Raw genomic sequence first — 21,899 nt, 5'->3', positions numbered from 1 at the left:
GCTACTCCGCGGCCTGCGGCAGCGGATCGGTGCGCTGCACCGTCGGCACCTCGCGCCAGCCGCGCCGCGCGCGGAGCTCGGCACGCAGGCGTTCCGTCGCCGCCGGGTCCACGGCGCCAGCGTCGATCACGACGCCGTACTCGGCGGCAGCCTTCGCGACCGAGAGCAGTTCGTTGCGGACGTCGCGCAGCACCCGCGCCGGATCGCGCTCGAGCGGATCGCCCCAGCCGCCGCCGCCGGCGAGCACGTGGCGGAACACCTCGCCGTGACGGATCGTCATGGTGAACTTCGAGGGCAGGGGACGGTTCTCGGTGTCGGGGTTCAACACGTTCTCGGACGGCGCGCCGGGGCTGCCGCCGTAGAGGCCGAAGGGACGATGGGTGCGCCGGTCGGAGCGGACCTGCAGCGTCCCCTCCTCCTCCAGGAAACGGTAGTCGCGGCGGAACGGCACGCCGCCGCGGAACTTCCCCGCCCCGGCCCTGTCCGGCACGAACTCGTAGGCGAGGATCTGGATCGGCTGCTCGACCTCCGTCACCTCGACCGAGTGGGAGGCCATGTTGGCGAATATGTGGCTGTTGCCGTCGAGCCCATCGGCCCAGGGCCGGGCACCCCAGGCGCCGCAGGTGAAGTCGACATAGATGAACGGCCTGCGGTCGGCCGTCCAGCCACCGATCGAGATGCCGGTATTGCCGCCGTCGCCGGCGGCGAAGACGCGGTCGGGCAGCATCATCGCGAGCGCGCCGAAGACGCAGTCCGTCATGCGGAACCCCGTCAGCCCGCGCGCGGCGCAGGCCGCCGGCAGCACGGCGTTGCCGACCGTGCCGGGCGGGCAGATCACCTCGATCGCGCGGAACACGCCCTCGTTGTTCGGGATGCCGGCGGGCAGCACCGACCGCACGGCGGTATAGGAGGCGGCCTTGGTGAAGGAGAGCGTGTTGTTGATGGCGCCCTTCACCTGCGGGCTCGTGCCGGTCCAGTCCACCACCATGTGGCCGCCCCGCTTCCTCAGCGTCACGAACAGGCGGATCGGCTTGCCGACATCCACGCCGTCGTCGTCGATCCAGTCCTCGAAGGACCACTCCCCGTCGGGCAGCTCGGCCAGCGCCGCGCGCGTCAGGCGCTCGGCGTAGTCGATCACCTCCTCCATGTACAAGCCGACCTTCTCCACGCCGTAGCGCGCGATCAGCTCGGCGAGCTGCGTCTCGGCGATGTGGCAGGCGGCGAGCTGCGCGCGCAGGTCGCCGAACAGCCGCACGGGAAGCCGCACGTTGCGCTCGATGATGGCCATCAGCGTCTCGTTGCGCACACCACGGTCGTAGAGCTTGAGCGGCGGGATGCGCAGCCCCTCGGCGTAGATCTCGGTGGAGTCCGAGGCGTTCGAGCCCGCCACGCGCCCGCCCACGTCCGTGTGGTGGCAGACCGTCGCGGCGAAGGCCATCCGCCTGCCCTGGTGGTAGAGCGGCTTGAAGACGAAGATGTCGGGCAGGTGCATGCCGCCGTCGAAGGGGTCGTTCAGGCAGTAGATGTCGCCCTCGTTCATCGAATCGCCGAAGTGGCGCATGACGCTCGCAAGTGCCGTCGGGATCGAGCCGAGATGTCCGGGCAGCGTCAGTCCCTGCGCGACCAGCCGTCCGTCCGCATCGGCGAGGGCGGTCGAGTAGTCCATGTTGTCCTTCAGCACGCCCGAATAGGTGGTGCGGAACACGGTCAGTGCCATCTCGTCTGCGATCGAGAAGATCGCGTTGCGGAAGAGCTCGAACTCGATCGGGTCGTGCGTGGCGGTCATGGAGCGGGCGGGCCTGCGCGGTCGTGGGTACGAGGGCGAGTGTCCGACGGCGTGGCGCGGTCTGCAACCCGGCGCGCCGATTGACCGCCGCGCTGCGCATAGCCAGCATCGCCGCATGACGCCGGATGCCGAGCGCGCGCTGCTGCGTCACGTGCTGGAGACGCCGGACGATGCGATCCCGCCGGCGGCCCGCGCGGCCGCGCGCGTGTTCGTGCTGGATACGCTTGCGGTCGGGGTCGCCGGCACGGGACATGAGAAGCAGCCGGCGATCGTCGCCGCAGCCTCGCGCTGGGGCACGGGGTCGGAGGCGACGGTCTGGGGGCAGGGTACGCGCCTACCCACGGCGCAGGCAGCCTTCGTCAACGCGTTCCAGGCCCACGCGCTGGAGTTCGACGCGATCCACGAGGCGGCGGTGGTGCACGCGATGACGCCCACGCTCGCCGCCGCTTTCGCCGAGGCGGAACGGCAGGGGACGGTCGGCGGGTTCCGGTTCGTCTCGGCCGTGGTGTTCGGGCTCGAGCTCGCCTGCACGGTCGGTGCGGCGTCGCGCGGCACGATGCGGTTCTTCCGTCCGGCGACGGCGGGGATGTTCGGCGCCTATGGTGCGGTGGCGCGGCTGCGCGGCTTCGACCTGGCGACCGGCTCGGCCGGTGCCGGCCTGCTGCTGGGGCAGATTCCCGGAACGATGCAGGCGCACCACGAGGGGTCGATCGCGCTTGCGGTGCAGATGGGCTTCGCCGCTGCCGCGGGGCTGCGTGCGGCAGACCTCGCCGCGGCGGGCGTGCACGGACCGGAGGCGTGGCTCACCGGCCGCTCCGGCTTCCTGGCGATGACGGAGCCGGAGCACGATCTCGCGCCCGCGCTCGCCACCCTCGGGAGCACCTGGCAGGTGCAGGCGCTGTCGCACAAGCCCTTCCCCTCGGGGCGGCTGACGCATCCGGTGATCGACGGGCTGCAACGACTGCGCGCGCGCGAGACCATCGATCCGGCTTCCGTGCGCGAGATCCGCCTGCATCTGCCGCCGCTGGCGATGCGTCTGGTCGGCCGCCCGCTCCGTGACGACCTGACGCCGAGCTATGCACGGCTCTGCCTGCCCTTCGTCGCCGCGACCACGCTGCGCTTCGGCACGGTCGGCCTCGCCGACTTCACGCCCGCGCGGCTGGCCGACCCTGAGACGCTCGCGCTGGCGGCCCGCGTGCGGCTGATCGAGGATGGCAACCCCGATCCGAACGCGGTCGTGCCGCAGACGGTGGAGGTGGCGCACGGCACGACTGCGCGCGTCACGGTCGAGCACACGCTCGGCAGCCCCGCGAACCCGCTCTCGCGCGAGGCGCAGTTCGCCAAGGCGTCGGCGTGCCTTGCGGCCGCACGCCCGCCGTGCCTCGACCTTGCCGCGCTGGTCGGCGCGGTCGAGACCCTCGATGCCGCGCCCGACATCGGCGCGCTTGCGCGCGCCGTGTCGGGCCGAGGCTAGGCTGCGCGCATCAGCGCCGTCGTCTGCTCCACCAGACGCGCGAGCCCCGCCTCGGGCGTGAGGTCGCCGCGCATGATCGAGGTCAAGATCTCCTGCTGTGCGCGATGGATGCGCGGGCCGTTCGCACCGTAGTCCTCCCACGGCAGCGACCGGTCGGCCTGCAGCGCAGCCGAGCGCGCATTCGGGTTCTTCTCGTAGAACGCTCCGAGATACTCGGGACCGAGCGCACGCCGGTTGGTCGGCAGATAGCCGGTCATCTCGACCGCGATCTTCTGCGCCAGCGGACCCGCGGAGAACTTCACGTACTCCCAGGCCGCGCGCCGCTTCGCCTCGTCGCGTGCCAGGATCACCGCCGCGTTGCCGCCAGTGGGCACGCCTCCCTTCTGCTTGTCGGTGATCGGGAAGGGGGCCGTGCGCAGCGGGAACCGCCCGCCCACCAGCCCGGTGATCACCGAGAGCCGGGCGGGGCTGTCGAAGATGATGCCGATGCCTCCCGTCGCGAATTGCTGGCGGTTCTGATCCGCGCCGATCAGCTCCATGCCGCACTCGGTGACGAAGCGCCGCGCGAGCCGCACCGCCGCAAGCCCGGCTGCGTCGCCGAAGGCGACCGTCTTGCCGTCGGGCGAGAGCATCCGCCCGCCGCCCTGCTGCACCAGCGCCTGCCAGAGCCAGTCGGAATCGAAGCTGTTGATGTAGTAGGAGACGCCCATCGCGTTCGGTGCCGCCTGCTTGATGCGCGCGCCGAGCGCGATCACCCCGTCCCACGAGTCCGGGAACGCGTCCGGATTGCCGCCCGCGCGCGCGACGAGTTCGGGGTTGTAGTAGGCGATCGGCGAGGAGGCGTTGAACGGCATGCCGAACTGCCGGTCGTCGACCTTGCCCAGCGCCAGCATGCGCGGGCTGAAGTTCTCCGCCGCCCAGTTCGCGCCCTCGGCCGCGATCAGCGGGCCGAGATCGACGATCTGGTTGCGCGCGGCGAGGGTGCGCGCAAGCTCGGGCAGACGGTTGAACCCGGAGAAGGTCACGTCCGGGAGCTGGTTGGTCAGCGCGCCGCGCAGCAGCGACTGATGGAGTTCGTCGTAGTTCGGGATGATCTGGCGGAAGGCGATGCGGATATTCGGGTTCACCTTGGTGAACTCCTCGGCGATCGGCGCGAAGAACCGCGCGAAGGAGGGATAGGCATGCACGACGTCCAGCGTCACCTGGGCCTGCGCCGCCGCGCGCCTTGTCGGCATGGCGGCAGCGAGCGCGGCGGCCCCGGTCCCCGTCAACAGTTGCTTGCGTGTCAGCATCGGTGTCGCTCCCTTCTGGGCTGGTCGGTCAACGGACCCCGGTCATGGTGATGCCGCGCACGAAGGCGCGGCGGGCTGCGAGGAAGCCTGCGATCATCGGCCCGGTGATCAGCGATGCGGCCGCCATCAGCGCGCCGTAGTTGCCGCCCGTCTCGGCGTCGCGGAAGGCGAGGATGCCGAGCGCCGGGGTCGCGCGCTCCGACGAGGTGATGACGATCAGCGGCCAGTAGAGGTCGTTCCAGTGCGCGACCACCGAGAAGACCGAGAAGGCCGCGATCGCCGGCAGAGCGGCGGGTGCGGCGATGCGCCAGACGATCTCGAACTCCCCCATGCCGTCGAGCCGCGCGGCCTGGAGGATTTCCTCCGGATAGGTGCGGAAGAACTGGCGGAACAGGAACAGGCCGAACACGGTGAGGAAGAACGGCGCCATCAGCGCGAAATAGGTGTCGAGCAGCCGCAGGTTCGCGAACGCGATGTAGAGGGGCAGCGCCGGCACCTGGATCGGGATCGTCAGCCCGAACAGCACGAGCGCGAACAGGAGCTCGCGGCCGCGGAAGGAGAGCCGCGCCAGCGCGTAGGCGGCCGGGATCGCGGTCATGAGCTGGACCGCGAGGATGCCGCCGCAGACGATCACGCCGTTCAGCATCGCGCGCGGCAGGTTGCTCGCCGTCAGAGCCTGGCCGTAGTTCTCGAAGCCGGCGAAGCGCGAGGGGATCGGATCGAACACCGCGCCGAACACCTCCTCGGGCGGGCGGATCGAGGTGAGCAGCATCCAGACGAAGGGCGCCGCCATGACCACCGCGCCGGCGGCGAGCACGGTGTGCGCGGCGATCCGTCCGATCAGGCGCGATGGGCTCATGCGTAGTGCACCTTCCGCTCGATCACCCGCGCCTGGAGGATCGAAAGCCCGGCGAGGAACACCAGCAGCACCACCGTCATCGCCGCCGCATAGCCCATGCGGAAATACTGGAACCCCTCGAGATAGAGGATGTAGAGCAGGGTCTCGGTCGCTCCCAGCGGGCCGCCGCGCGTCAGCACCACCACCGTGTCGAACACCTTGAAGGCGGTCACGGTCGAGGTCACGGTGACGAACATCGTCGTCGGGCCGAGCATCGGCCAGGTGACGCGCAGGAAGCGATCGGGCGCGTGGCGTGCGCCGTCCAGCGCGGCCGCCTCGTAGAGCTCGCGCGGGATCGCCGAGAGGCCGGCGAGGAACAGCACCATGTTGAAGCCGATCAGCTGCCAGAGGCCGATCAGCGCCAGCGTGCCGAGGGCGAGATCGGGATCGTTCAGGAGGTCGATCCGCCCGAATCCCAGATTCATCCAGAGGGGGGTCACCGGGCCGAGGGTCGGGTGCAGCATGAACTGCCAGACGGTCGCCATCGCCACCAGCGTCGAGGTGACAGGAAGGAAGTAGATGACCTCGTAGACCGTGCGCGTCCGGATCCGCGCGTGCACCAGCAGCGCCACGCCCAGGCCCCCGAACACGGCTGCCGGCAGCACGAAGGCGACGTAGAGGAAGGTGTTGCGGAGGCTGCGCTGGAAAACCGGGTCGCCGAGCAGCGCTGCGTAGTTGTCCAGCCCGACCAGGCGCACCGTGATCGCGCCCAGCCGGTAGTCGGTGACGGACAGCGCCACCAGCACCGCGAGGGGGGCGAGCAGGATCGTGAGGATCAGCAGCAGTGCCGGGGCCGCGAAGATCGCGCCCCAGCGTGCCTCGCTTCGCGCCTGCGGCGAGCGCGGGCGCATCACGCCGCTCCGGCGAGGCGGCGGACGGCGATGCGTGCGCCGTCGGCGCCGAACAGATGCATCCCGGACGCGCTGACGGCGAGCGCGAGCTCCTCCCCGATCAGCCCGGCACGCTGCGCGGCCTCGTGCTCGGCGGCGGTGATGCGCGCAACCACCGCGGTGCCGGCGCTGTCAGGGAGGATCGCGTGCAGCAGCCACTCCGCACCCAGGTTCTCGGCCCGCTTCAGCCGCGCGCGCAGCACCGGTCCGTCGTGGCGCGGCGGTGCAGGATGCAGCGCCTCCGGGCGGATGCCGACGGTGACGCGCGTTCCCCCCGCCACACCCTGCGCGATCGGCAGCCGCGCGCCATCGATCCGCACGCCGCCCGCACCGTCGCTCTCACCCTCGATCAGGTTGATCGGCGGCGAGCCGATGAAACGCGCGACCGCGAGGGTGGCTGGATGGTCGTAGAGGTCGGACGGCGTGCCGAGCTGGAGGATGCGGCCCCGGTCCATCAGCGCGACCCGGCTCGACATCGTCATCGCCTCGACCTGGTCATGGGTGACGTAGACGAAGGTGATTCCGAGCCGTGCGTGCAGCTCGGCGAGTTCGCTGCGCATGTGCACGCGCAGCGCCGCGTCAAGGTTCGAGAGCGGCTCGTCCATGAGGAACACGCGCGGGCGGCGCACCATCGCCCGGCCGAGGGCGACGCGCTGGCGCTGGCCGCCGGAGAGCTGCGCCGGCCTTCGGTCGAGCAGATGGCCGATCTGCAGGGTTTCGGCGACCGCACGCACCTCCGCCATGATGCCGCGCATGACCCTCGGCCGCCGCGGCGAGAGGTGGCGCACGAGCGGCAGACGCTCCGCAAGCGTCAGCCGGCGCAGCTCGAGGGGGGTCGCGATGTTCCCCGCCACCGTCATGTGCGGGTAGAGGGCGTAGGACTGGAACACCATCGCCACGTCGCGCTCGTCCGGGCGCAGATGATCGACCCGCCGGCCGCCGATCGCGACCGTGCCGCCATCCGCCGTCTCCAGACCGGCGATGATCCGCAGGAGCGTCGACTTGCCGCAGCCCGAGGGACCGACCAGGGTGAGGAACTCGCCGCCCTCGATCGCGAGGTCGATGCCGTCCAGCACGCGGGTCGCACCGAACGACTTGACGATGCCGGCCAGCGCCACACCGTCCGCCCCTTCCTCCGACTTGCGCAAGCCCCTCCGTCTCCCCTTCGAGCCGCGGCGGTATAGCGATGCTACACCCGACCGGTCCGTGATTGTTCGGTGACAGCGCGCTCGGCCTCGCGCAGCGCGCGGCGGATGATCTTGCCCGTGGTGGTGAGCGGCAGCGCGTCGACGAACGCGATCTCGCGCGGGTACTCGTGCGCGGCGAGCCGGGCGCGCACGAAGTCCTGGATCTCGCGCGCCAGCGCCTCGGAGGGGGCGACGCCCGCGCGCAGCACCACGAAGGCCTTGACGATCTCGGTGCGGAGCGCATCCGGCTTGCCCACCGCAGCCGACATCAGCACGGCCGGGTGGCGGTTCAGGCAGTCCTCGATCTCGCCGGGGCCGATGCGGTAGCCGGCGGAGGTGATCACGTCGTCGTCGCGGCCCACGAAGCGCAGATACCCGTCCGCATCCATCGTGCCCTGGTCGCCGGTGACCAGCCAGTCGCCGCGGAACTTGCGCGCGGTCGCCTCCGGATCGTTCCAGTAGCCGAGGAACATCACCGGATCAGGCCGGCGGATGGCGATGTCGCCGAGCGCGCCCGGGGGCAGGGGCGTGCCGTCCGGGCCGATCACCGCGACCTCGTGGCCGGGCACGGGGCGGCCCATCGAGCCCGGGCGCACGGGGTAGAGACCTGCGCAGTTCGAGACGACCAGGTTGCACTCGGTCTGGCCGTAGAACTCGTTGATGGTGAGGCCGAAGGCGGCGCGGCCCCACTCGAGCAGCTCCTCCCCGAGCGTCTCGCCCCCGCTGGCGACCGAACGCAGCGCCAACCCCGGCGGCGGCGTGGCCGCGCGCAGCATCCTGAGCGCGGTCGCGGGCATGAAGACGTTGCGCACGGCGTGGCGCGCCATCAGCGCGAAGGCTGCCTCGGGGTCGAACTTCGCCATCCGGTGCGCGATCACGGGCACGCCATGGAACAGGCTCGGCAGCAGCACGTCGAGCAGGCCCCCGATCCAGGCCCAGTCGGCCGGGGTCCAGAAGAGGTCGCCCGGGCGGGGGAAGAGCTCGTGCGGCAGCTCGACGCCCGGCAGATGGCCCAGCAGCACGCGATGCGCATGCAGCGCCCCCTTGGGCGGGCCGGTCGTGCCGGAGGTGTAGATGATCAGCGCGGGATCGTCGGCGGACGTGTCGGCGGGCGTGCGTTCGGCGGCCGCGCGCTCCATCAGCCGCACCGCATCCTCCGCCGCCTCGCCGGCGCCCTCGACCGACAGCACGGTCGCGAGCGCCGGCAGCCGCGCGCGCAGGCCGGCGAGCTTCGCCACCCCCTCCGCATCCGTCACCACCGCTGCGGCACCGGAATCGGCGAGCCGGTATTCCAGCGCCTCCGGCCCGAACAGCACGAACAGCGGCACCGCGATCGCGCCGAGCCGGTAGGCGGCGAGATGGGCGACCGCCGTCTCCGGGCGCTGCGGCAGCAGGATCCCGACCCGGTCGCCGCGCGCGACGCCGCGGCTCGCGAGCACGTTGGCGAGCCGGCACGAGGCCTCGCGCAGGCGGTCGAAGCTCCAGACGTCGAGGCGGCCGTCGGCGCCGAGATGCATCAGCGCGATGCGCCCCGAGCCGTCGGCCCAGGCGTCGCAGCAGGCTGCGGCGATGTTGAAGCGCGGGGGGATCGCCCAGGCGAAGCGGGCGGTCAGGTCCTGATGGTCGCGGGGGGCTTCGGGCAGCACGCGCCTCTGTCCTTTCCCTGCCCTTGCATCGACGGACAAAGGACAAAACTAAGCGAGCGGCGACCGCGTGACGAGGGTGCCGGCAGGCACACCCGCCGGGAAGGGGGCCGGAGGGTCGCTTCGGCAGGAGGAGGCGCATGGTTGACCGGATCCGCAGAGTGATTGGCGCGCTTGGTGCGCTCGGGCTCGCCCTCGCGCCGTTCCGCCCCGACCGCGCGCTGGCCGAGGCGAACACCGCCTGGGACTTCACCTTCACCTCGATCGAGGGCGAGGCCATGCCGCTGGCGCGCTGGCGCGGCCGCCCCCTGCTGGTCGTGAACACCGCCTCGTTCTGCGGCTTCACTCCCCAGTACGCAGCGCTGCAGGCGCTGTGGGAGCGCTACGAGCCGCGCGGGCTGGTGGTGGTCGGCGTGCCCTCGAATGATTTCCGCCAGGAACAGACGGATAACGCCGCGGTGAAGCGGTTCTGCGAGGTCGAGTTCGGCGTCTCGTTCCCCCTCGCCGAGATCAGTCGGGTCACGGGGCGCGAGGCGCATCCGTTCTACCGCTGGGCCGCGGCCGTGGCAGGGCCGCCGCGCTGGAACTTCCACAAGTACCTGGTCGATCGCGCCGGCCGGATCGTCGGCGCCTGGGGGGCCCGCACGGCACCCGACAGCCCGGACCTGATCGCCGCGATCGAGGCGGCGCTCGCTGCCCCGCCCCCCTCGGCCTGACCCGGGGTCAGCGCCGCGGCAGCAGGGCAAGCGCGACCGCGGCGGCACTCGCCGAGAGCGCGATGCCGAACGCCATGGCCCAGCCGGCGCTGTCGAGCACCAGGGCCAGGGCGAGGCCGCCGAACGCAGCCAGTCCCCATTGCAGGAAGCCGAGCAGCGCCGAGGCGCGGCCGGCCATGTGCGGGAAGGGGGCGACGGCGCCAGCCTGGGCGTTGGTCTGGGCAAGCGCGAAACCGATCATGTAGAGCGCCATCGGCGCAGTGACCGTAATGACGCCCGAGCCGAAGAGGGCGAGTCCCGCCGGGCCCGACCAGCCGAACGCCAGGCAGAGCGCGACGCCGATCCGCACCATGCGGACGACTCCGAGGCGCGGGCTCAGGCGGCGGGCGATCGCGCTGCCCAGGACGTAGCCGGCGACGGCGGCGGCGAACATCACCCCGTAGGCCTCGGGGCCGAGGCCGAGCCCCGTCTGCGCCACGTGCGACGAGCCGGAGATGAAGCAGAACAGGCCGGTGTAGGTCGCCGCGGTCACGCCGGCGAAGCCAAGGAAGCGCCGGTCGCGCAGGATCAGGCGGTAGGCGCCGGCCAGCCGCGCCGGGTCGAGCGCTGCGCGGTCCAGGCCCGGCGCCGTCTCGGGCAGGAGCCGGATCGTCGCGAGGGTGATCGCGCCGGCGAGCACCGCGAGCAGCCAGAAGGCGGCGCGCCAGCCGCCCAGGCCGACGACGACACCGCCGAGGATCGGCCCGGCTGCCGGGGCGAGCGCCATCAGCCCGGCGATGGTCGCGAAGACGGCGGCTGCGCGCGGCGGATCGGTCGTGTCGCGGACCACCGCGCGGGCGATCACCGGCCCGCCGCAGGCGCCGAGCGCCTGGGCGACGCGCGCCGCGGTCAGCAGGCCGAGGCTCGGTGCCGCGGCACAGGCGAGGGTCGCGACCAGATAGGCCGCGAGTCCGACGATCGCCGCCGGGCGGCGGCCGAAACGGTCGGCGAGCGGGCCGTAGACGAGCTGGGCCGGGGCGAAGCCGAGCAGATAGCCCGACAGCGTCCACTGCACGCCCGCTGCATCGGTCGCGAAGGCGGCCGCGATCGCCGGCAGCGCCGGCAGGTAGAGATCGGTCGAGAGCGGGCCCAGCGCGACGAGCGCTGCGAGCAGCCAGACCGGCGGCGTGGCGCGCGGCAAGGCCCGCCCGATCCGCTAGCCGGGGGTCCTGGCGCCGGACGCGGGGGCGAGCCGCGGCAGGAGCTGCGCGAACACGTCATGGAACATCGCCTCGGTCAGCCGGCCCGTGTTCGTGTTGTAGCGGCTGCAATGGTAGCTGTCGGCGAGCGTCAGCCCGTCGAGCGCGTGCAGCGCCCCGTGGGCGAAACGCGCCGAGGAGGCGCGCCGGCCGAGCGCGCGCAGCACCGCACCGTGGGCGATCGCACCGAGCGCCAGCACGGCGCGGAGCCTTGGCATGGCGGCGATCTCGGCGGCGAGGAAGGGGTTGCAGGCGGCGATCTCGGCCGGGGTCGGGCGGTTGCCGGGCGGCACGCAGCGCACCGCGTTGCAGATGCGCGCGCGCGTCAGGCGCAGCCCGTCCTGCGGCCGTGCCCCATAGACGCCCTCGGCGAGACCGAAGCGGAGCAGCGTGGCGTAGAGCAGTTCGCCCGCCCAGTCGCCGGTGAAGGGACGGCCGGTGCGGTTCGCGCCGCGCAGCCCGGGCGCGAGGCCGACGATCAGCAGGGGCGCGTCGAGCGGACCGAAGGAGGCGACGGGCGCGTTGTGCCAGTCCGGGAAGCGCGCACGGTTCTCGGCGCGGAACCCGGCGAGCCGCGGGCAGAGCGCGCAGTCCCGCGGCGGCGCCGCAGGCCGGCGGCTCACTCGGCGTTGCCGGTCTCCGGCACGCCGCGCCAGGGCTCGGACGGCGTCGCACGCGGGCTGCCCACGGTTTCGACCGTGAAGGGCCGCCCCGTCACGCCCACCCGCTCGCCCTCGCGCGGCTCGCGGGGCGCCCCGGGCTCGCGCGGCGGCACGATGCGGCGGGTGAACTCGCCCATGATGTCGGCGAGATCGACGAACTGGTCGGCCTGGCGGCGCAGATCGTCGGCGATCAGCACCGGCTGGGTGCGGATCGTGCTGACCACCGTCACGCGCACGCCCTTGCGCTGCACCGCCTCGACCAGACGGCGGAAGTCGCCATCGCCCGAGAACAGCACGACATGGTTCACGTGCGGCGCCATCTCCAGCATGTCGATGGCGAGTTCGATGTCCATGTTGCCCTTGACGCGGCGGCGGCCGGTCGAGTCCGTGAACTCCTTGGCGGGCTTGGTGACGACCGTGTAGCCGTTGTAGCCGAGCCAGTCGACCAGCGGCTTGAGCGGCGTGTACTCTTCCGTCTCCAGCACTGCGGTGTAGTAGAACATTCGGACGACATAGGCTCTGCTTCGGAAGAACGCATGCAGCGACTTGTAATCGACATCGAATCCCAGCGTCCGAGACGCCGCATAGAGGTTCGACCCGTCGATGAAGACTGCGATGCGCTCAGATTTCTCGAACATGTTCTTTGGCTCCTGAACCCTGTGCCACTGGGCGATTCCGGCGCCGGCGCAGGCTAAACACGACCGAAGCTGACGGGAATAGGGTATCGTGCATGTTCCGAAAGAATGTCAGATGATTTTTGTCGCCCTGGGCGCCAATCTGCCCGGGCCCGGTGGCGCGCCGCCGCGGGCCACGCTCGCCTGGGCCATCGGGCGCCTGAACGCGCTGCCCGGGCTGCGGCTGCAGGCGGTCTCGCGGTTCTGGGACTCCGCCCCGGTGCCGCCTTCGGACCAGCCGCGCTACCTCAACGCCGTCGCCGCCTATGCAGGCGTGGCGACGCCCAGAGCCCTGCTCGCGGCCCTGCATGCGCTCGAGGCCGAGGCAGGGCGGGTACGGGGCGGGCGCGATGCCGCCCGCACGCTCGATCTCGATCTGCTCGACCTGGACGGGCTGGTTCAGGGCGGTGCGCCGGTGCTGCCGCATCCCCGCCTCGCTGACCGCGGTTTCGTGCTGCGCCCGTTGGCCGAGGTGGCGCCGGGCTGGCGCCACCCCGTCACGGGTGTGGCGATCGCGACGCTGATCGCGGCCCTGCCCGCGAACGAGGACTGCCACCCCTTGCCCTGAACAGGTCAGGATTGCTTGCCTTCCGACCGCGGGATCACTATTAGAGAGAGTTCAGCCCCAGACGTCAGTGCCGGAGGGTCGAGCGCATGGCGCGCGTCACCGTTGAAGACTGCGTTCTCAAGGTCCCGAACCGCTTCGAGCTCGTCATGCTCGCCGCCCAGCGCGCGCGCAACATCAGTCGGGGCGAGGCGCCGACGGTCGAGCGCGACAACGACAAGAACCCCGTGGTCGCGCTGCGCGAGATCGCCGAAGGCACGATCGATCTCGAGGCGGTGAAGAGCGACCTCATCAAGAGCCTGCAGCGCCTGCCGGAGCCCGAGCCTGCCTCGGAGGAGGTCATGGACCTGCTGCCGACCGAGAGCAACATCTTCGCCGGCATGGATATCAGCCCCGAGGAGCAGGCCGCCGAGGAGGGGCCGGCCCCCGAGGACGACATCGAGGCCGCGATCGCCCGCGAACTGGGCGGCGGCTGACACGGGGGCATCCGCGATGAGACCGGCGCAGGCAAGGCTGCCGTTCGGGCGCCTGCCTGCGCCGCGATGGTGACGCCGCGGTGCCCGACGGCACGGCGCTTCTCGACCGCGAACTGGTCGAGCGCGTGCGCGCCTACGACCCCAGGGCTGACGCCGACACCATCAGCCGCGCCTACGCCTTCGCCGCCAAGGCCCATGTCGGCCAGACACGCGACAATGGCGAGCCTTACTTCACCCACCCGGTCGAGGTGGCGAACATCCTGACCGGATTCCGGGTCGATTCGAACTCGATCGTCACGGCGCTGCTGCACGACGTGGTCGAGGACACGCCCGTCACGCTCGCCGATGTCGAGAAGGCGTTCGGTCGCGACGTCGCCCGGCTGGTCGACGGCGTGACCAAGCTCACCCGGCTCGAGCTCCAGTCCGACCGCTCCAAGCAGGCCGAGAACTTCCGCAAGCTCGTGCTCGCGATGAGCGAGGACATCCGTGTCCTGCTGGTCAAGCTCGCCGATCGGCTGCACAACATGCGCACGCTGCGCTTCGTGCGCGACGAGAAGCGCCGGCGCCGGATCGCCGCCGAGACGCTCGAGATCTACGCCCCGCTCGCCGAGCGGATCGGCATGGACCAGGTGAAGACCGAGCTCGAGAACCTGGCCTTCCGCGAGCTGCAGCCCGACGCCTATGCCTCGATCCTCGCCCGCGTGGCGTTCCTGCGCGGCGAGGGCGCGGACGTGATCGACCGCGTCACCGAGGACTTGCGCCGGATGATGGAAGAGCACGGCATCAGGGCCGAGGTCACCGGGCGCGAGAAGAGTCCGTACTCGATCTGGCTGAAGATGCACCGGCGCAACGTCGCCTTCGAGCAGCTCTCCGACATCATGGCCTTCCGTGTGGTCGTCGAGACGGTCGACGACTGCTACCGGGCGCTCGGCGTGGTGCATTCGGCCTTCCGCGTCGTGCCGGGACGGTTCAAGGACTACATCTCCACGCCCAAGCCGAACGGCTACCGCAGCCTGCACACCGGCGTGATCCTGCCCGGCGCGCAGAAGATCGAAATCCAGATCCGCACGCGCGAGATGCACGAGGTCGCCGAATACGGCGTTGCCGCGCACTGGTCCTACAAGGAGGCGGGGCCGAAGCCGGCGGAGGCGCCGCGCCAGTACCGCTGGCTGCGCTCGCTGCTCGAGATCCTGGAGCAGGCCTCCGGCCCGGAGGAGTTCCTCGAGCACACCAAGCTCGAGATGTTCCGGGACCAGGTGTTCTGCTTCACCCCCAAGGGCGACCTGATCACCCTGCCGCGCGGCGCCACCCCTGTCGATTTCGCCTACGCCGTCCACTCGGAGGTCGGCGACACCTGCGTCGGCGCCAAGATCAACGGACGCATCATGCCGTTGCGCACGGAGCTGCAGAACGGCGACCAGGTGGAGATCGTCACGGCGCGCGGCCACACGCCCAATCCCGCCTGGGAACGGTTCGTCGTCACCGGCAAGGCGCGGGCGCGCATCCGCCGCTTCATCCATGCCCAGCAGCGCGCGCAGAACATCGAGCTCGGCCGCTCCATGCTGGTGAAGGCGTTCCGCCAGGAAGGGGTCGAGGGCGGCGAGAAGGTGCTCGAATCCGTGCTCAAGGCGTTCAAGCAGGCGAGCGTGGAGGACCTCTATGTCGCCGTCGGCTCGGGCACGATCGGCCCGCGCGAGGTGGTGTTCGCCGCCTACCCGGAGCTCCGCCCGACCGCGCGCGTCCCTTCGATGCTGCCGATGGCGCGCGGCAGGCCGAAGCCGCCGGCACCGGCCAGGGAAGCCCCGGCCGCCCAGGTGCCGATCAGCGGCCTGGTCGCCGGCATGGCCGTGCACTTCGCCGGCTGCTGCCACCCGCTGCCGGGCGATCGCATCGTCGGCATCATCACGACCGGCAAGGGGGTGACGATCCACACCGCGGACTGCCAGACGCTCGAGAGCTTCGCCGCCACGCCCGAGCGCTTCCTCGACGTCTCCTGGGATCTCGACCCGACCGCGCAGCAGAAGCATGTCGGCCGGATCACGGTGCTGACCGCGAACCAGCCGGGCGCGCTCTCGACGCTGACCACCATCATCGCCAAGCGCGAGGGCAACATCGTCAACCTCAAGATCGTCAACCGTACCCCCGAGTTCTTCGAGATGCTGATCGACCTTGAGGTGCGCGACCTCGGCCATCTCGGCGACATCATCGCCGCCTTGCGCGCGAGTCCCCAGATCAGCGCCGTGGAGCGCGCGCGCGCCTGACCGCGCCGCGGAGCAGGAAAGGACCCCGATGGCAGCCCGCCTACGCCTCGGCGTGAACGTCGATCATGTCGCGACCATCCGCAACGCGCGGGGCGGCGCGCACCCCGATCCGGTGCGTGCCGCGCTGCTGGCGCAGGAAGCGGGAGCGGACGGCATCACCGCGCATCTGCGCGAGGACCGCCGCCACATCCGCGACGAGGACATGCGTCGCCTCAAGGACGAGATCGCGCTGCCGCTCAACTTCGAGATGGCCGCGACGCCGGAGATGATCGGCATCGCGCGCGCGCTGCGCCCCCACGCCGCCTGCCTCGTGCCCGAGAAGCGCGAGGAGCGCACCACCGAGGGCGGACTCGACGTGATCGGCAACCGCACCGCGGTGGGCGAGGCGGTGGTGGCGCTGGCCGAGGCGGGGATCCGTGCCAGCCTGTTCATCGAGGCCGATCCGCGCCAGCTCGACGCCGCGCGCGAGATCGGCGCGCCGGTGGTGGAACTGCACACCGGCACCTATTGCGAGCATGTCGGCGCGGCGCGCGAGCGGGAACTCGCGCGCATCGTCGCCGCCGCGCGGCACGGCGCGGCGATCGGGCTCGAGGTGCACGCGGGACACGGACTGTCGTTCGACACGGTCGGGCCGATCGCGGCGATCCCGGAGATCGTCGAGCTCAACATCGGCCACTTCCTGGTGGGTGAGGCCGTCTTCATCGGGCTGGCCGCGGCGATCCGGGAGATGCGACGGCGCATGGACAACGCGCGTCGGCAATGACACGGGGGCGCCGCCCCCTGTACCCCAGCCGAAAGGGCGATCGGCGGCTGGAACCGGTCAACCTGTGACGCGCATCAGCCGCTCGGTCGTCATCTCGGCGAGCGAGGTGATGCCGAGCAGCGCCATGTCGCGGTCGATCTCGGTCGCCAGCAGGCCGATCGCATGCGCCACGCCGTCATGCCCGGCGATCGCCGCGGCAAAGAGGAAGGGACGGCCGACGAACACGCAGCGCGCCCCGAAGGCGATCGCCTTCAGCACATCCGTGCCGCGCCGCACACCGCCGTCCAGCATCACCGGCAGGTCGCCCGCAGCCTGCACCACCGCCGGCAGGGCGCGCAGCGCCGAGACCGCATAGTCGAGCTGCCGTCCGCCGTGGTTGGAGACGATGATCCCGTCCGCGCCATGCTCGCGCGCGAGCCGCGCGTCCTGGGGATCGAGAATGCCCTTGATCACCAGTCGGCCGCGCCAGCGCTCGCGGATCAGCGCGATGTGGCTCCAGTCGAAATGGTCTTTGCTCGAGAAGTCGCGCAGGGCGCGGCGGGACAGGATCGGCGCGCCGCGATGGGCGAAGGAATTCTCGAAATGCGGCATGCCATGCCGAAGCAGCGTGCGTGCCGCGGTGCCGAGCAGCCAGCGCGGCCGGATCGCTCCGTCCCAGGCAAGCCGCAGGCTCGGCCTGAGCGGCGTCGAGAAGCCCGAACGGATGTTGTTCTCCCGGTTCGCCGCCACCGGTACGTCCACCGTCACCACCAGCGTGCCGAAGCCTGCCGCCGCGGCGCGGTCGATCAGCCCGAGGATGCGCTCCGGATCGCCCGGCAGATAGGCCTGGAACCAGCTCGCGGGTGCAGCCTTCGCGACCTCCTCGAGCCGGATCAGCGAGGAGCCGCTCATGATGTTGACGATGCCGGCCTCCTCGGCCGCGCGCGCGAGCACGAGATCGCCGCGATAGGCGATCAGCGCCGCGAGCCCCATCGGGGCGATGCCGAACGGCGCGGACCAGCGCTGGCCGAACAGCTCGATCTCGCTCGTCCGCCGCGCGACGTTGCGCAGCACGCGCGGCACGAAGCCCCATTCGGCGAAGGCCGCCCGGTTGTCCGCGATCGCCGCGTTCTCCTCCGCCGCGCCGGCGACGAAGCCGAACAGCGGACGCGGCAGGTGCCGCCGCCCGGCCGCTTCGAGGTCGTTCAGGGAGAGGATCGAACGCAGCCGGCGCGGAATGCGGACCGACTTGCCTTCGGCGTAGTTGAACCCGGCGCGCGGGGCGCGGCGCGGTGCCGCGGCCGCGGCGGTGTCGAGCGTGCGCGTGCTGATCGGAGGGCCCTCCCGTCATCCGTCGCCGGGTACCCTGCCGCCGCCGGGCCGCGCTGTCGAGCCGGAACGCGCCCCAAGCGGGTGCTGGCTGCCTTGCGCAAGGGTGGGATCGGTGGAAGGTGAAGCGGCGGCGCGGGCGGCCGCCGGCATCGCGCGCCGCCGCCGAGGACAGCCGCCTCAGCCCCTCACCCACGTCATCACATGCGTCGCGGCGAGCGCGAGCGTGCCATCCTCCTTGCGCACCTCGACGGGGCTGACCGTGCGCGCGGCCGCCTCGTCCACCGTGCCGACCGTGTAGGTCGCGGTCAGGGTCTCGCCCGGATAGACCGGCGCGGTGAAGCGCACGCGGTCGTAGCCGAGCGACAGCGCGACACCTTCCGCCCCGCCCTCGCGCGCGCGCCTCGCGATCATCGCCGCAACCGTGCTGCAGAGCCCGAGCACCAGCGCGCCGTGCGCGATCCGCCGGCCCAGCGGCGTCGTCCGGGCATAGGCCTCGTCCATGTGGATCGGATCGAAGTCGCCGGTGATGCCCGCGAACAGCACGAGATCCGTCTCGGTGATGGTCTTGCTGAACGACACGCTGTCGCCGGCGGAGAGGCCGAGCCGCATCGCCCTCACTCCGCCGGCCGGGCGGGATCGGCGAGCCGTGCGGGCGGCGGCCTGGGGGGCCTCGCGGCGAGATCGGCGGCAAGCCCCATGCGCTCCGCGGCGAACAGGCGTGCATCCATGCGCCTCAGCGCCGGCGAGACGAGCGGGCGGAACGCCATCACCCCGATCACGTCGCGTTCGAGATCGGCCTCGGGGGCGATCTCGACCAGCTCCACCCCTTCGCGCACCAGGCGGAACACGGCGCGTTCGGTGACGATCATGACGGGCTGGCTCCGCTCGCGCGCGTAAGGGCCGCTGAAGGTGATCTGCTCGACCGCGCGCACCGCCTTGGGCGCCCCGCCCCTGGCCGCGAGCGTGCCGCCGAAGATCACGCGCTTCGCATGCTGGCTGATGTTGATGAAGCCGCCGGGTCCGATGATCCGTCCGCCGAAGCGGCTGACGTTCACGTTCCCCTGCCGGTCGAACTCGGCGAACGAGAGGAACGCGAGGTCTAGCCCGCCGCCGTCATAGAAGTCGAACTGGTAGGGCTGGTCGAGCGTCGCGTCGGGGTTCATCGCCGCGCCCGCCTCGTTGCCGGAGGCGGGCGCGCCGCCGACATGGCCCTGCTCGTTGGTCAGGCACACGCGATCGAGCACGCCCTCCTCGGCCGCGACATTGGCGATCCCGGTCATCACGCCGCTGCCGAGATTGCAGATCGCACCGGGAAACAACTCGAGGGCCGCGCGGCGGGCGATGATCTTGCGCGCATCGAGCGCCAGCACGGGGATGTCATCGAGCGGCGTGCGCAACTCGCCCGAATAGGCGGGCGAATAGGCGGTCTCGTAGGTCTGGCGCTGGTCGGGCTCGACCACGACGAGATCGACCAGGATGCCGGGGATCTTCACCATCTTCGGATGCAGCGTTCCGGCGCGCGCCATGCGCTTGACCTGAACGATCACCACGCCGCCACAGCGCTTGGTCGCCTGCGCTTCCGACAGCATCTCCAGCGTCACCGCCTCCTGCTCCATCGAGACATTGCCCGCCTCGTCGGCGGTGGTGCCGCGCAGGAACGCCACGTCCACATGGAAGGGCTTGTAGAACAGATACTCCTCGCCGCGGAACGTGACGAGTTCGACCAGATCTTCCTTGGCCGACGGGCTCTGCCGCCCGCCGCCGTGGCGCGGATCGACAAAGGTGTGCAGCCCCGTTCGGGTCAGCAGGCCCGGCCGACCGGCCGCCATCTCGCGCATGAGCTGCGACAGCACGCCCTGCGGCAGCGTCCAGGCCTCGATCTCGTCGGCGATCGCGAGGTCGGAGATCCTGGGCGAGTTGACGAACGTTCCGGCCACGGCGCGCTTCAGCATCCCCTTGTGCGCGAAATGGTTGGCACCGAGCGAGACGCCATCGCCGAGGCCTACGGGATGCAGCGCGGTGATGCCGCGCGGCTCGCCGGTCTCGACGAAGCGCTGTCCGAGCACCGCCATCAGGGTCTCCGGCACCGCATGGCCGCCGCCCGATCCGCCGATCAGCAGCGTGTCGCCCGAACGCACCACGCGCACCGCCTCCGCGGCCGTCACCCGCCTCATCTGGGCGCCCTCCCGTCGCATCCTTCCGGCGGGCTGCCCGGCCGCAGCCCGCCGCGGTCTCGTCGCAGGCCAGCCTAGCGGTGGCACCGGAAGGGTCAATGCGAACGCGATGCGGCACGGTCCGTTCCTTCTCGGGAGCCGCCGCGTCGCACCGCCGGCACACGGACGGCCGAAGGCGTGCGCGAAACGCCGTGACTGCGCCGCAACGGTGATGATACGATCCCAGAAGGGCATGGGAGCGGCACGGATGGCCGATCAGGGGACGGCGGTGCTCGTGCGAGGCGGGCGGCTGCCGGCGGGTCCATTCCGCCTCGGACACGCAGGTGCGCTCGCGGCCGAGGCGGAGCCGCTGTTCGTCAGCATCCGCCGGGAGGCGACCGGCCCCGCCGCCGCGGCGGCCCAGTGGCAGCTTCTGCGCGTCGCCGGCGCCGAGCCCGCAGCCTCGCCCTGGGATCTCTGCCATGCGCTGCTGGCGAAGGGGTTCGACTTCGCCGGCGCCCCTGCAGTGGAGTTCGCCGAGCCGGATCTCGAGCAGTCCTGGCGCTTCGGGGCCGACCCAGCGCTCGCCCTGCGCGCGGCCGCCGCCTGCCCCGACGCGGGCGAGCCGCAGGACTCCCGCTATCCGTGCGGCGCGCAGTCCGGCGCGTTCCCCGACTGGTACCAGGACGAGGACCATGCGCAGTTCCGCCTGGTCGCCTCGATCTTCGATCCCTCGGCCGCGCCGCGCATGCGCATCGCCCATCTCGACACGGGCTACGATCCCGCCCATGAGAGCCGCCCGGCCTTCGTCTCGCGCGTGCATCAGCGCAGCTTCGTCGCCGGCGACGACCCGACGAGCGCCGCCGACACCACCTCGGGCCTGCTCACCCAGCTCGGTCATGGCGCAGGCACCATCGGCATCCTGGCCGGCCCCGCGATCGGCGCCGCCCCCTTCGCCGAGGTGATCCCGCTGCGCGTCGCCGACCGCGTCGTCCTGTTCCGCACCAGCGCGATCGCGCGCGCCCTCGATCACGTGCACGACCTCTCCGGCGCGGAGGCCAGCTTCGTCCACGCGGTGACGATCAGCATGGGCGGCATCGCCTCGCAGGCCTGGGCCGAGGCGGTGAACGCGCTCTACGAGCGGGGCGTGTTCATCGCCGCCGCCGCCGGCAACAATTTCGGCGGCCTGCCCGGGCGGCACATCGTCTTCCCCGCGCGCTTCCGGCGCGTCACCGCCGCCTGCGGGACGATGGCCGATCACAGCCCCTACGCCGATCTCGGCCTCGCGCGCATGGCGGGAAACTACGGGCCGCCGGCGAAGATGGCGACGGCGATCGCCGCCTGCACGCCGAACCTGCCCTGGCCGCGTCACGGCTGCGCGCGGGTGGTCGACGGCGACGGCGGCGGCACGTCTGCGGCGACGCCCCAGGTGGCGGCTGCGGCGGCGCTCTGGATCCAGCATCACCATGCGGCCTGGCGCGCCTATCCCGAGGGCTGGATGCGCGTCGAGGCCGTGCGCAAGGCCCTGTTCGAGAGCGCCGCGCCGGGCGATCGCGACCGCCTCGGCCGGGGCAGGCTGCGCGCGGCGGATGCGCTGCGCGAGCAGCCCGCGACGGCCGAGGCGCTCAGACCCGTCCTCCCCGACGAGGCGTCGTTCCCGATCCTGCGCGTGCTCACGGGCCTCGGCCTGAACGCCGAGCCGACGCCGCGCGAGCGCATGCTCGAGCTCGAGGCGCTGCAGCTCTCCCAGGGCGCCGAGATCGAGGCGCTGATGCCCGAGGGGCCGGAGGCCGCGCCGGGATCGGCCGTCGCGCGTCGCCGGTTGACGGAGGCGCTGGCCGATCATCCCCGTGCCTCGACGGCGCTGCGCGCTGCACTCGGCGCGGCGGCTGGCCGCGGCGCGCGGGTCG

Annotated in this window: 19 protein-coding genes; 7 read left to right on the top strand and 12 right to left on the bottom strand. The window is 71.8% G+C overall.

From position 1 onward, the window contains the following. Position 1 precedes the first annotated feature (1 nt). On the bottom strand, positions 2-1,786 hold the full coding sequence (locus tag FK498_RS01825) for a hydantoinase B/oxoprolinase family protein (RefSeq protein ID WP_141851108.1): 1,785 nt from the start codon (positions 1,784-1,786) through the stop codon (positions 2-4). 115 nt (positions 1,787-1,901) lie between these two features. Between FK498_RS01825 and FK498_RS01820 the strand changes: the two genes are divergently transcribed. Beyond that, positions 1,902-3,260, top strand: a complete 1,359-nt coding sequence (locus tag FK498_RS01820) for an MmgE/PrpD family protein (protein ID WP_161988270.1) — start codon at positions 1,902-1,904, stop codon at positions 3,258-3,260. Here the strand turns inward: FK498_RS01820 and FK498_RS01815 are convergent. The 5 genes from FK498_RS01815 to FK498_RS01795 are packed head-to-tail and all read right to left on the bottom strand — an operon-like array spanning position 3,257 to position 9,173. After that, positions 3,257-4,552, bottom strand: a complete 1,296-nt coding sequence (locus FK498_RS01815; protein ID WP_141851106.1) for an ABC transporter substrate-binding protein — start codon at positions 4,550-4,552, stop codon at positions 3,257-3,259. The two genes, FK498_RS01820 and FK498_RS01815, sit on opposite strands and share 4 nt — an antisense overlap. Positions 4,553-4,580: 28 nt before the next feature. Then, a complete protein-coding gene (locus tag FK498_RS01810; RefSeq protein WP_141851105.1) occupies positions 4,581-5,411 on the bottom strand; it encodes a carbohydrate ABC transporter permease in 831 nt (276 codons plus the stop codon). Beyond that, positions 5,408-6,301: a carbohydrate ABC transporter permease gene (locus tag FK498_RS01805; protein ID WP_141851104.1), complete on the bottom strand. Its 894-nt coding sequence runs from the start codon at positions 6,299-6,301 to the stop codon at positions 5,408-5,410. Before FK498_RS01805 ends, FK498_RS01810 begins: the two co-directional genes overlap by 4 nt. Next, positions 6,301-7,488 carry an ABC transporter ATP-binding protein gene (locus FK498_RS01800; RefSeq protein ID WP_141851103.1) on the bottom strand — a complete coding sequence of 396 codons (1,188 nt, stop codon included), beginning with the start codon at positions 7,486-7,488 and terminating at the stop codon, positions 6,301-6,303. The genes FK498_RS01805 and FK498_RS01800 overlap by 1 nt, the downstream gene beginning before the upstream one ends. A gap of 41 nt (positions 7,489-7,529) precedes the next feature. Next, on the bottom strand, positions 7,530-9,173 hold the full coding sequence (locus FK498_RS01795) for an acyl-CoA synthetase (protein ID WP_141851102.1): 1,644 nt from the start codon (positions 9,171-9,173) through the stop codon (positions 7,530-7,532). A 158-nt stretch (positions 9,174-9,331) separates the two neighbouring features. On the opposite strand from FK498_RS01795, the gene FK498_RS01790 reads away from it, so the two are divergent. Further along, entirely contained in the window at positions 9,332-9,886 is a 555-nt protein-coding gene (locus tag FK498_RS01790; RefSeq protein ID WP_237560800.1) for a glutathione peroxidase, read from the top strand. Between the two features lie 7 nt (positions 9,887-9,893). On the opposite strand, the gene FK498_RS01785 is transcribed toward FK498_RS01790, so the two are convergent. Genes FK498_RS01785 through FK498_RS01775 form a run of 3 tightly spaced genes read right to left on the bottom strand, consistent with a single transcriptional unit; the run spans position 9,894 to position 12,424 of the window. Then, positions 9,894-11,066, bottom strand: coding sequence for a multidrug effflux MFS transporter (locus FK498_RS01785; protein ID WP_161988269.1), 1,173 nt, complete (start codon positions 11,064-11,066; stop codon positions 9,894-9,896). Between the two features lie 15 nt (positions 11,067-11,081). Further along, positions 11,082-11,747, bottom strand: a complete 666-nt coding sequence (locus tag FK498_RS01780; RefSeq protein WP_141851100.1) for a uracil-DNA glycosylase — start codon at positions 11,745-11,747, stop codon at positions 11,082-11,084. Beyond that, positions 11,744-12,424, bottom strand: coding sequence for an NYN domain-containing protein (locus tag FK498_RS01775; protein ID WP_141851099.1), 681 nt, complete (start codon positions 12,422-12,424; stop codon positions 11,744-11,746). The genes FK498_RS01780 and FK498_RS01775 overlap by 4 nt, the downstream gene beginning before the upstream one ends. A 112-nt stretch (positions 12,425-12,536) precedes the next feature. On the opposite strand from FK498_RS01775, the gene folK reads away from it, so the two are divergent. The 4 genes from folK (at position 12,537) to FK498_RS01755 (ending at position 16,525) form a co-directional block, all read left to right on the top strand. Then, entirely contained in the window at positions 12,537-13,028 is a 492-nt protein-coding gene (gene folK / locus FK498_RS01770) for a 2-amino-4-hydroxy-6-hydroxymethyldihydropteridine diphosphokinase (RefSeq protein WP_141851098.1), read from the top strand. Positions 13,029-13,114: 86 nt separating this feature from the next. Next, on the top strand, positions 13,115-13,501 hold the full coding sequence (gene rpoZ, locus FK498_RS01765) for a DNA-directed RNA polymerase subunit omega (protein WP_141851097.1): 387 nt from the start codon (positions 13,115-13,117) through the stop codon (positions 13,499-13,501). Between the two features lie 80 nt (positions 13,502-13,581). Then, on the top strand, positions 13,582-15,762 hold the full coding sequence (locus FK498_RS01760) for a bifunctional (p)ppGpp synthetase/guanosine-3',5'-bis(diphosphate) 3'-pyrophosphohydrolase (protein ID WP_237560799.1): 2,181 nt from the start codon (positions 13,582-13,584) through the stop codon (positions 15,760-15,762). A gap of 28 nt (positions 15,763-15,790) precedes the next feature. Continuing rightward, a complete protein-coding gene (locus tag FK498_RS01755) occupies positions 15,791-16,525 on the top strand; it encodes a pyridoxine 5'-phosphate synthase (protein WP_141851095.1) in 735 nt (244 codons plus the stop codon). 57 nt (positions 16,526-16,582) lie between these two features. Here the strand turns inward: FK498_RS01755 and FK498_RS01750 are convergent, their stop codons facing one another. The 3 genes from FK498_RS01750 to FK498_RS01740 all read right to left on the bottom strand — a co-directional run bounded on the left by FK498_RS01750 (position 16,583) and on the right by FK498_RS01740 (position 20,010). Then, positions 16,583-17,680, bottom strand: coding sequence for an alpha-hydroxy acid oxidase (locus FK498_RS01750; protein ID WP_237560802.1), 1,098 nt, complete (start codon positions 17,678-17,680; stop codon positions 16,583-16,585). A 333-nt stretch (positions 17,681-18,013) separates the two neighbouring features. After that, on the bottom strand, positions 18,014-18,445 hold the full coding sequence (locus tag FK498_RS01745) for a MaoC family dehydratase (protein WP_141851093.1): 432 nt from the start codon (positions 18,443-18,445) through the stop codon (positions 18,014-18,016). A 5-nt stretch (positions 18,446-18,450) separates the two neighbouring features. Beyond that, positions 18,451-20,010, bottom strand: a complete 1,560-nt coding sequence (locus tag FK498_RS01740) for an acyl CoA:acetate/3-ketoacid CoA transferase (protein ID WP_141851092.1) — start codon at positions 20,008-20,010, stop codon at positions 18,451-18,453. Between the two features lie 247 nt (positions 20,011-20,257). Here FK498_RS01740 and FK498_RS01735 point away from each other — a divergent pair. Further along, the coding region (locus FK498_RS01735; protein WP_141851091.1) for a S8/S53 family peptidase at positions 20,258-21,899 on the top strand (1,642 nt) is incomplete at its 3' end.

Origin of the sequence: Elioraea sp. Yellowstone, assembly GCF_006704265.1 — a bacterium.
GTDB lineage: Bacteria > Pseudomonadota > Alphaproteobacteria > Acetobacterales > Acetobacteraceae > Elioraea.
Note: the sequence above shows the minus strand (reverse complement) of the source record. Positions and strands in the feature narration are given on the sequence as shown.

What these genes read in the sequence shown, in the direction of transcription:
- FK498_RS01745 (WP_141851093.1), bottom strand. Translation starts at nt 18,445, where the DNA reads ATGCGGCTCGGCCTCTCCGCCGGCGACAGCGTGTCGTTCAGCAAGACC.
- FK498_RS01805 (WP_141851104.1), bottom strand. Translation starts at nt 6,301, where the DNA reads ATGCGCCCGCGCTCGCCGCAGGCGCGAAGCGAGGCACGCTGGGGCGCG.
- folK (WP_141851098.1), top strand. Translation starts at nt 12,537, where the DNA reads ATGATTTTTGTCGCCCTGGGCGCCAATCTGCCCGGGCCCGGTGGCGCG.
- FK498_RS01775 (WP_141851099.1), bottom strand. Translation starts at nt 12,424, where the DNA reads ATGTTCGAGAAATCTGAGCGCATCGCAGTCTTCATCGACGGGTCGAAC.
- FK498_RS01820 (WP_161988270.1), top strand. Translation starts at nt 1,902, where the DNA reads ATGACGCCGGATGCCGAGCGCGCGCTGCTGCGTCACGTGCTGGAGACG.
- FK498_RS01755 (WP_141851095.1), top strand. Translation starts at nt 15,791, where the DNA reads ATGGCAGCCCGCCTACGCCTCGGCGTGAACGTCGATCATGTCGCGACC.
- rpoZ (WP_141851097.1), top strand. Translation starts at nt 13,115, where the DNA reads ATGGCGCGCGTCACCGTTGAAGACTGCGTTCTCAAGGTCCCGAACCGC.
- FK498_RS01815 (WP_141851106.1), bottom strand. Translation starts at nt 4,552, where the DNA reads ATGCTGACACGCAAGCAACTGTTGACGGGGACCGGGGCCGCCGCGCTC.
- FK498_RS01810 (WP_141851105.1), bottom strand. Translation starts at nt 5,411, where the DNA reads ATGAGCCCATCGCGCCTGATCGGACGGATCGCCGCGCACACCGTGCTC.
- FK498_RS01740 (WP_141851092.1), bottom strand. Translation starts at nt 20,010, where the DNA reads ATGAGGCGGGTGACGGCCGCGGAGGCGGTGCGCGTGGTGCGTTCGGGC.
- FK498_RS01825 (WP_141851108.1), bottom strand. Translation starts at nt 1,786, where the DNA reads ATGACCGCCACGCACGACCCGATCGAGTTCGAGCTCTTCCGCAACGCG.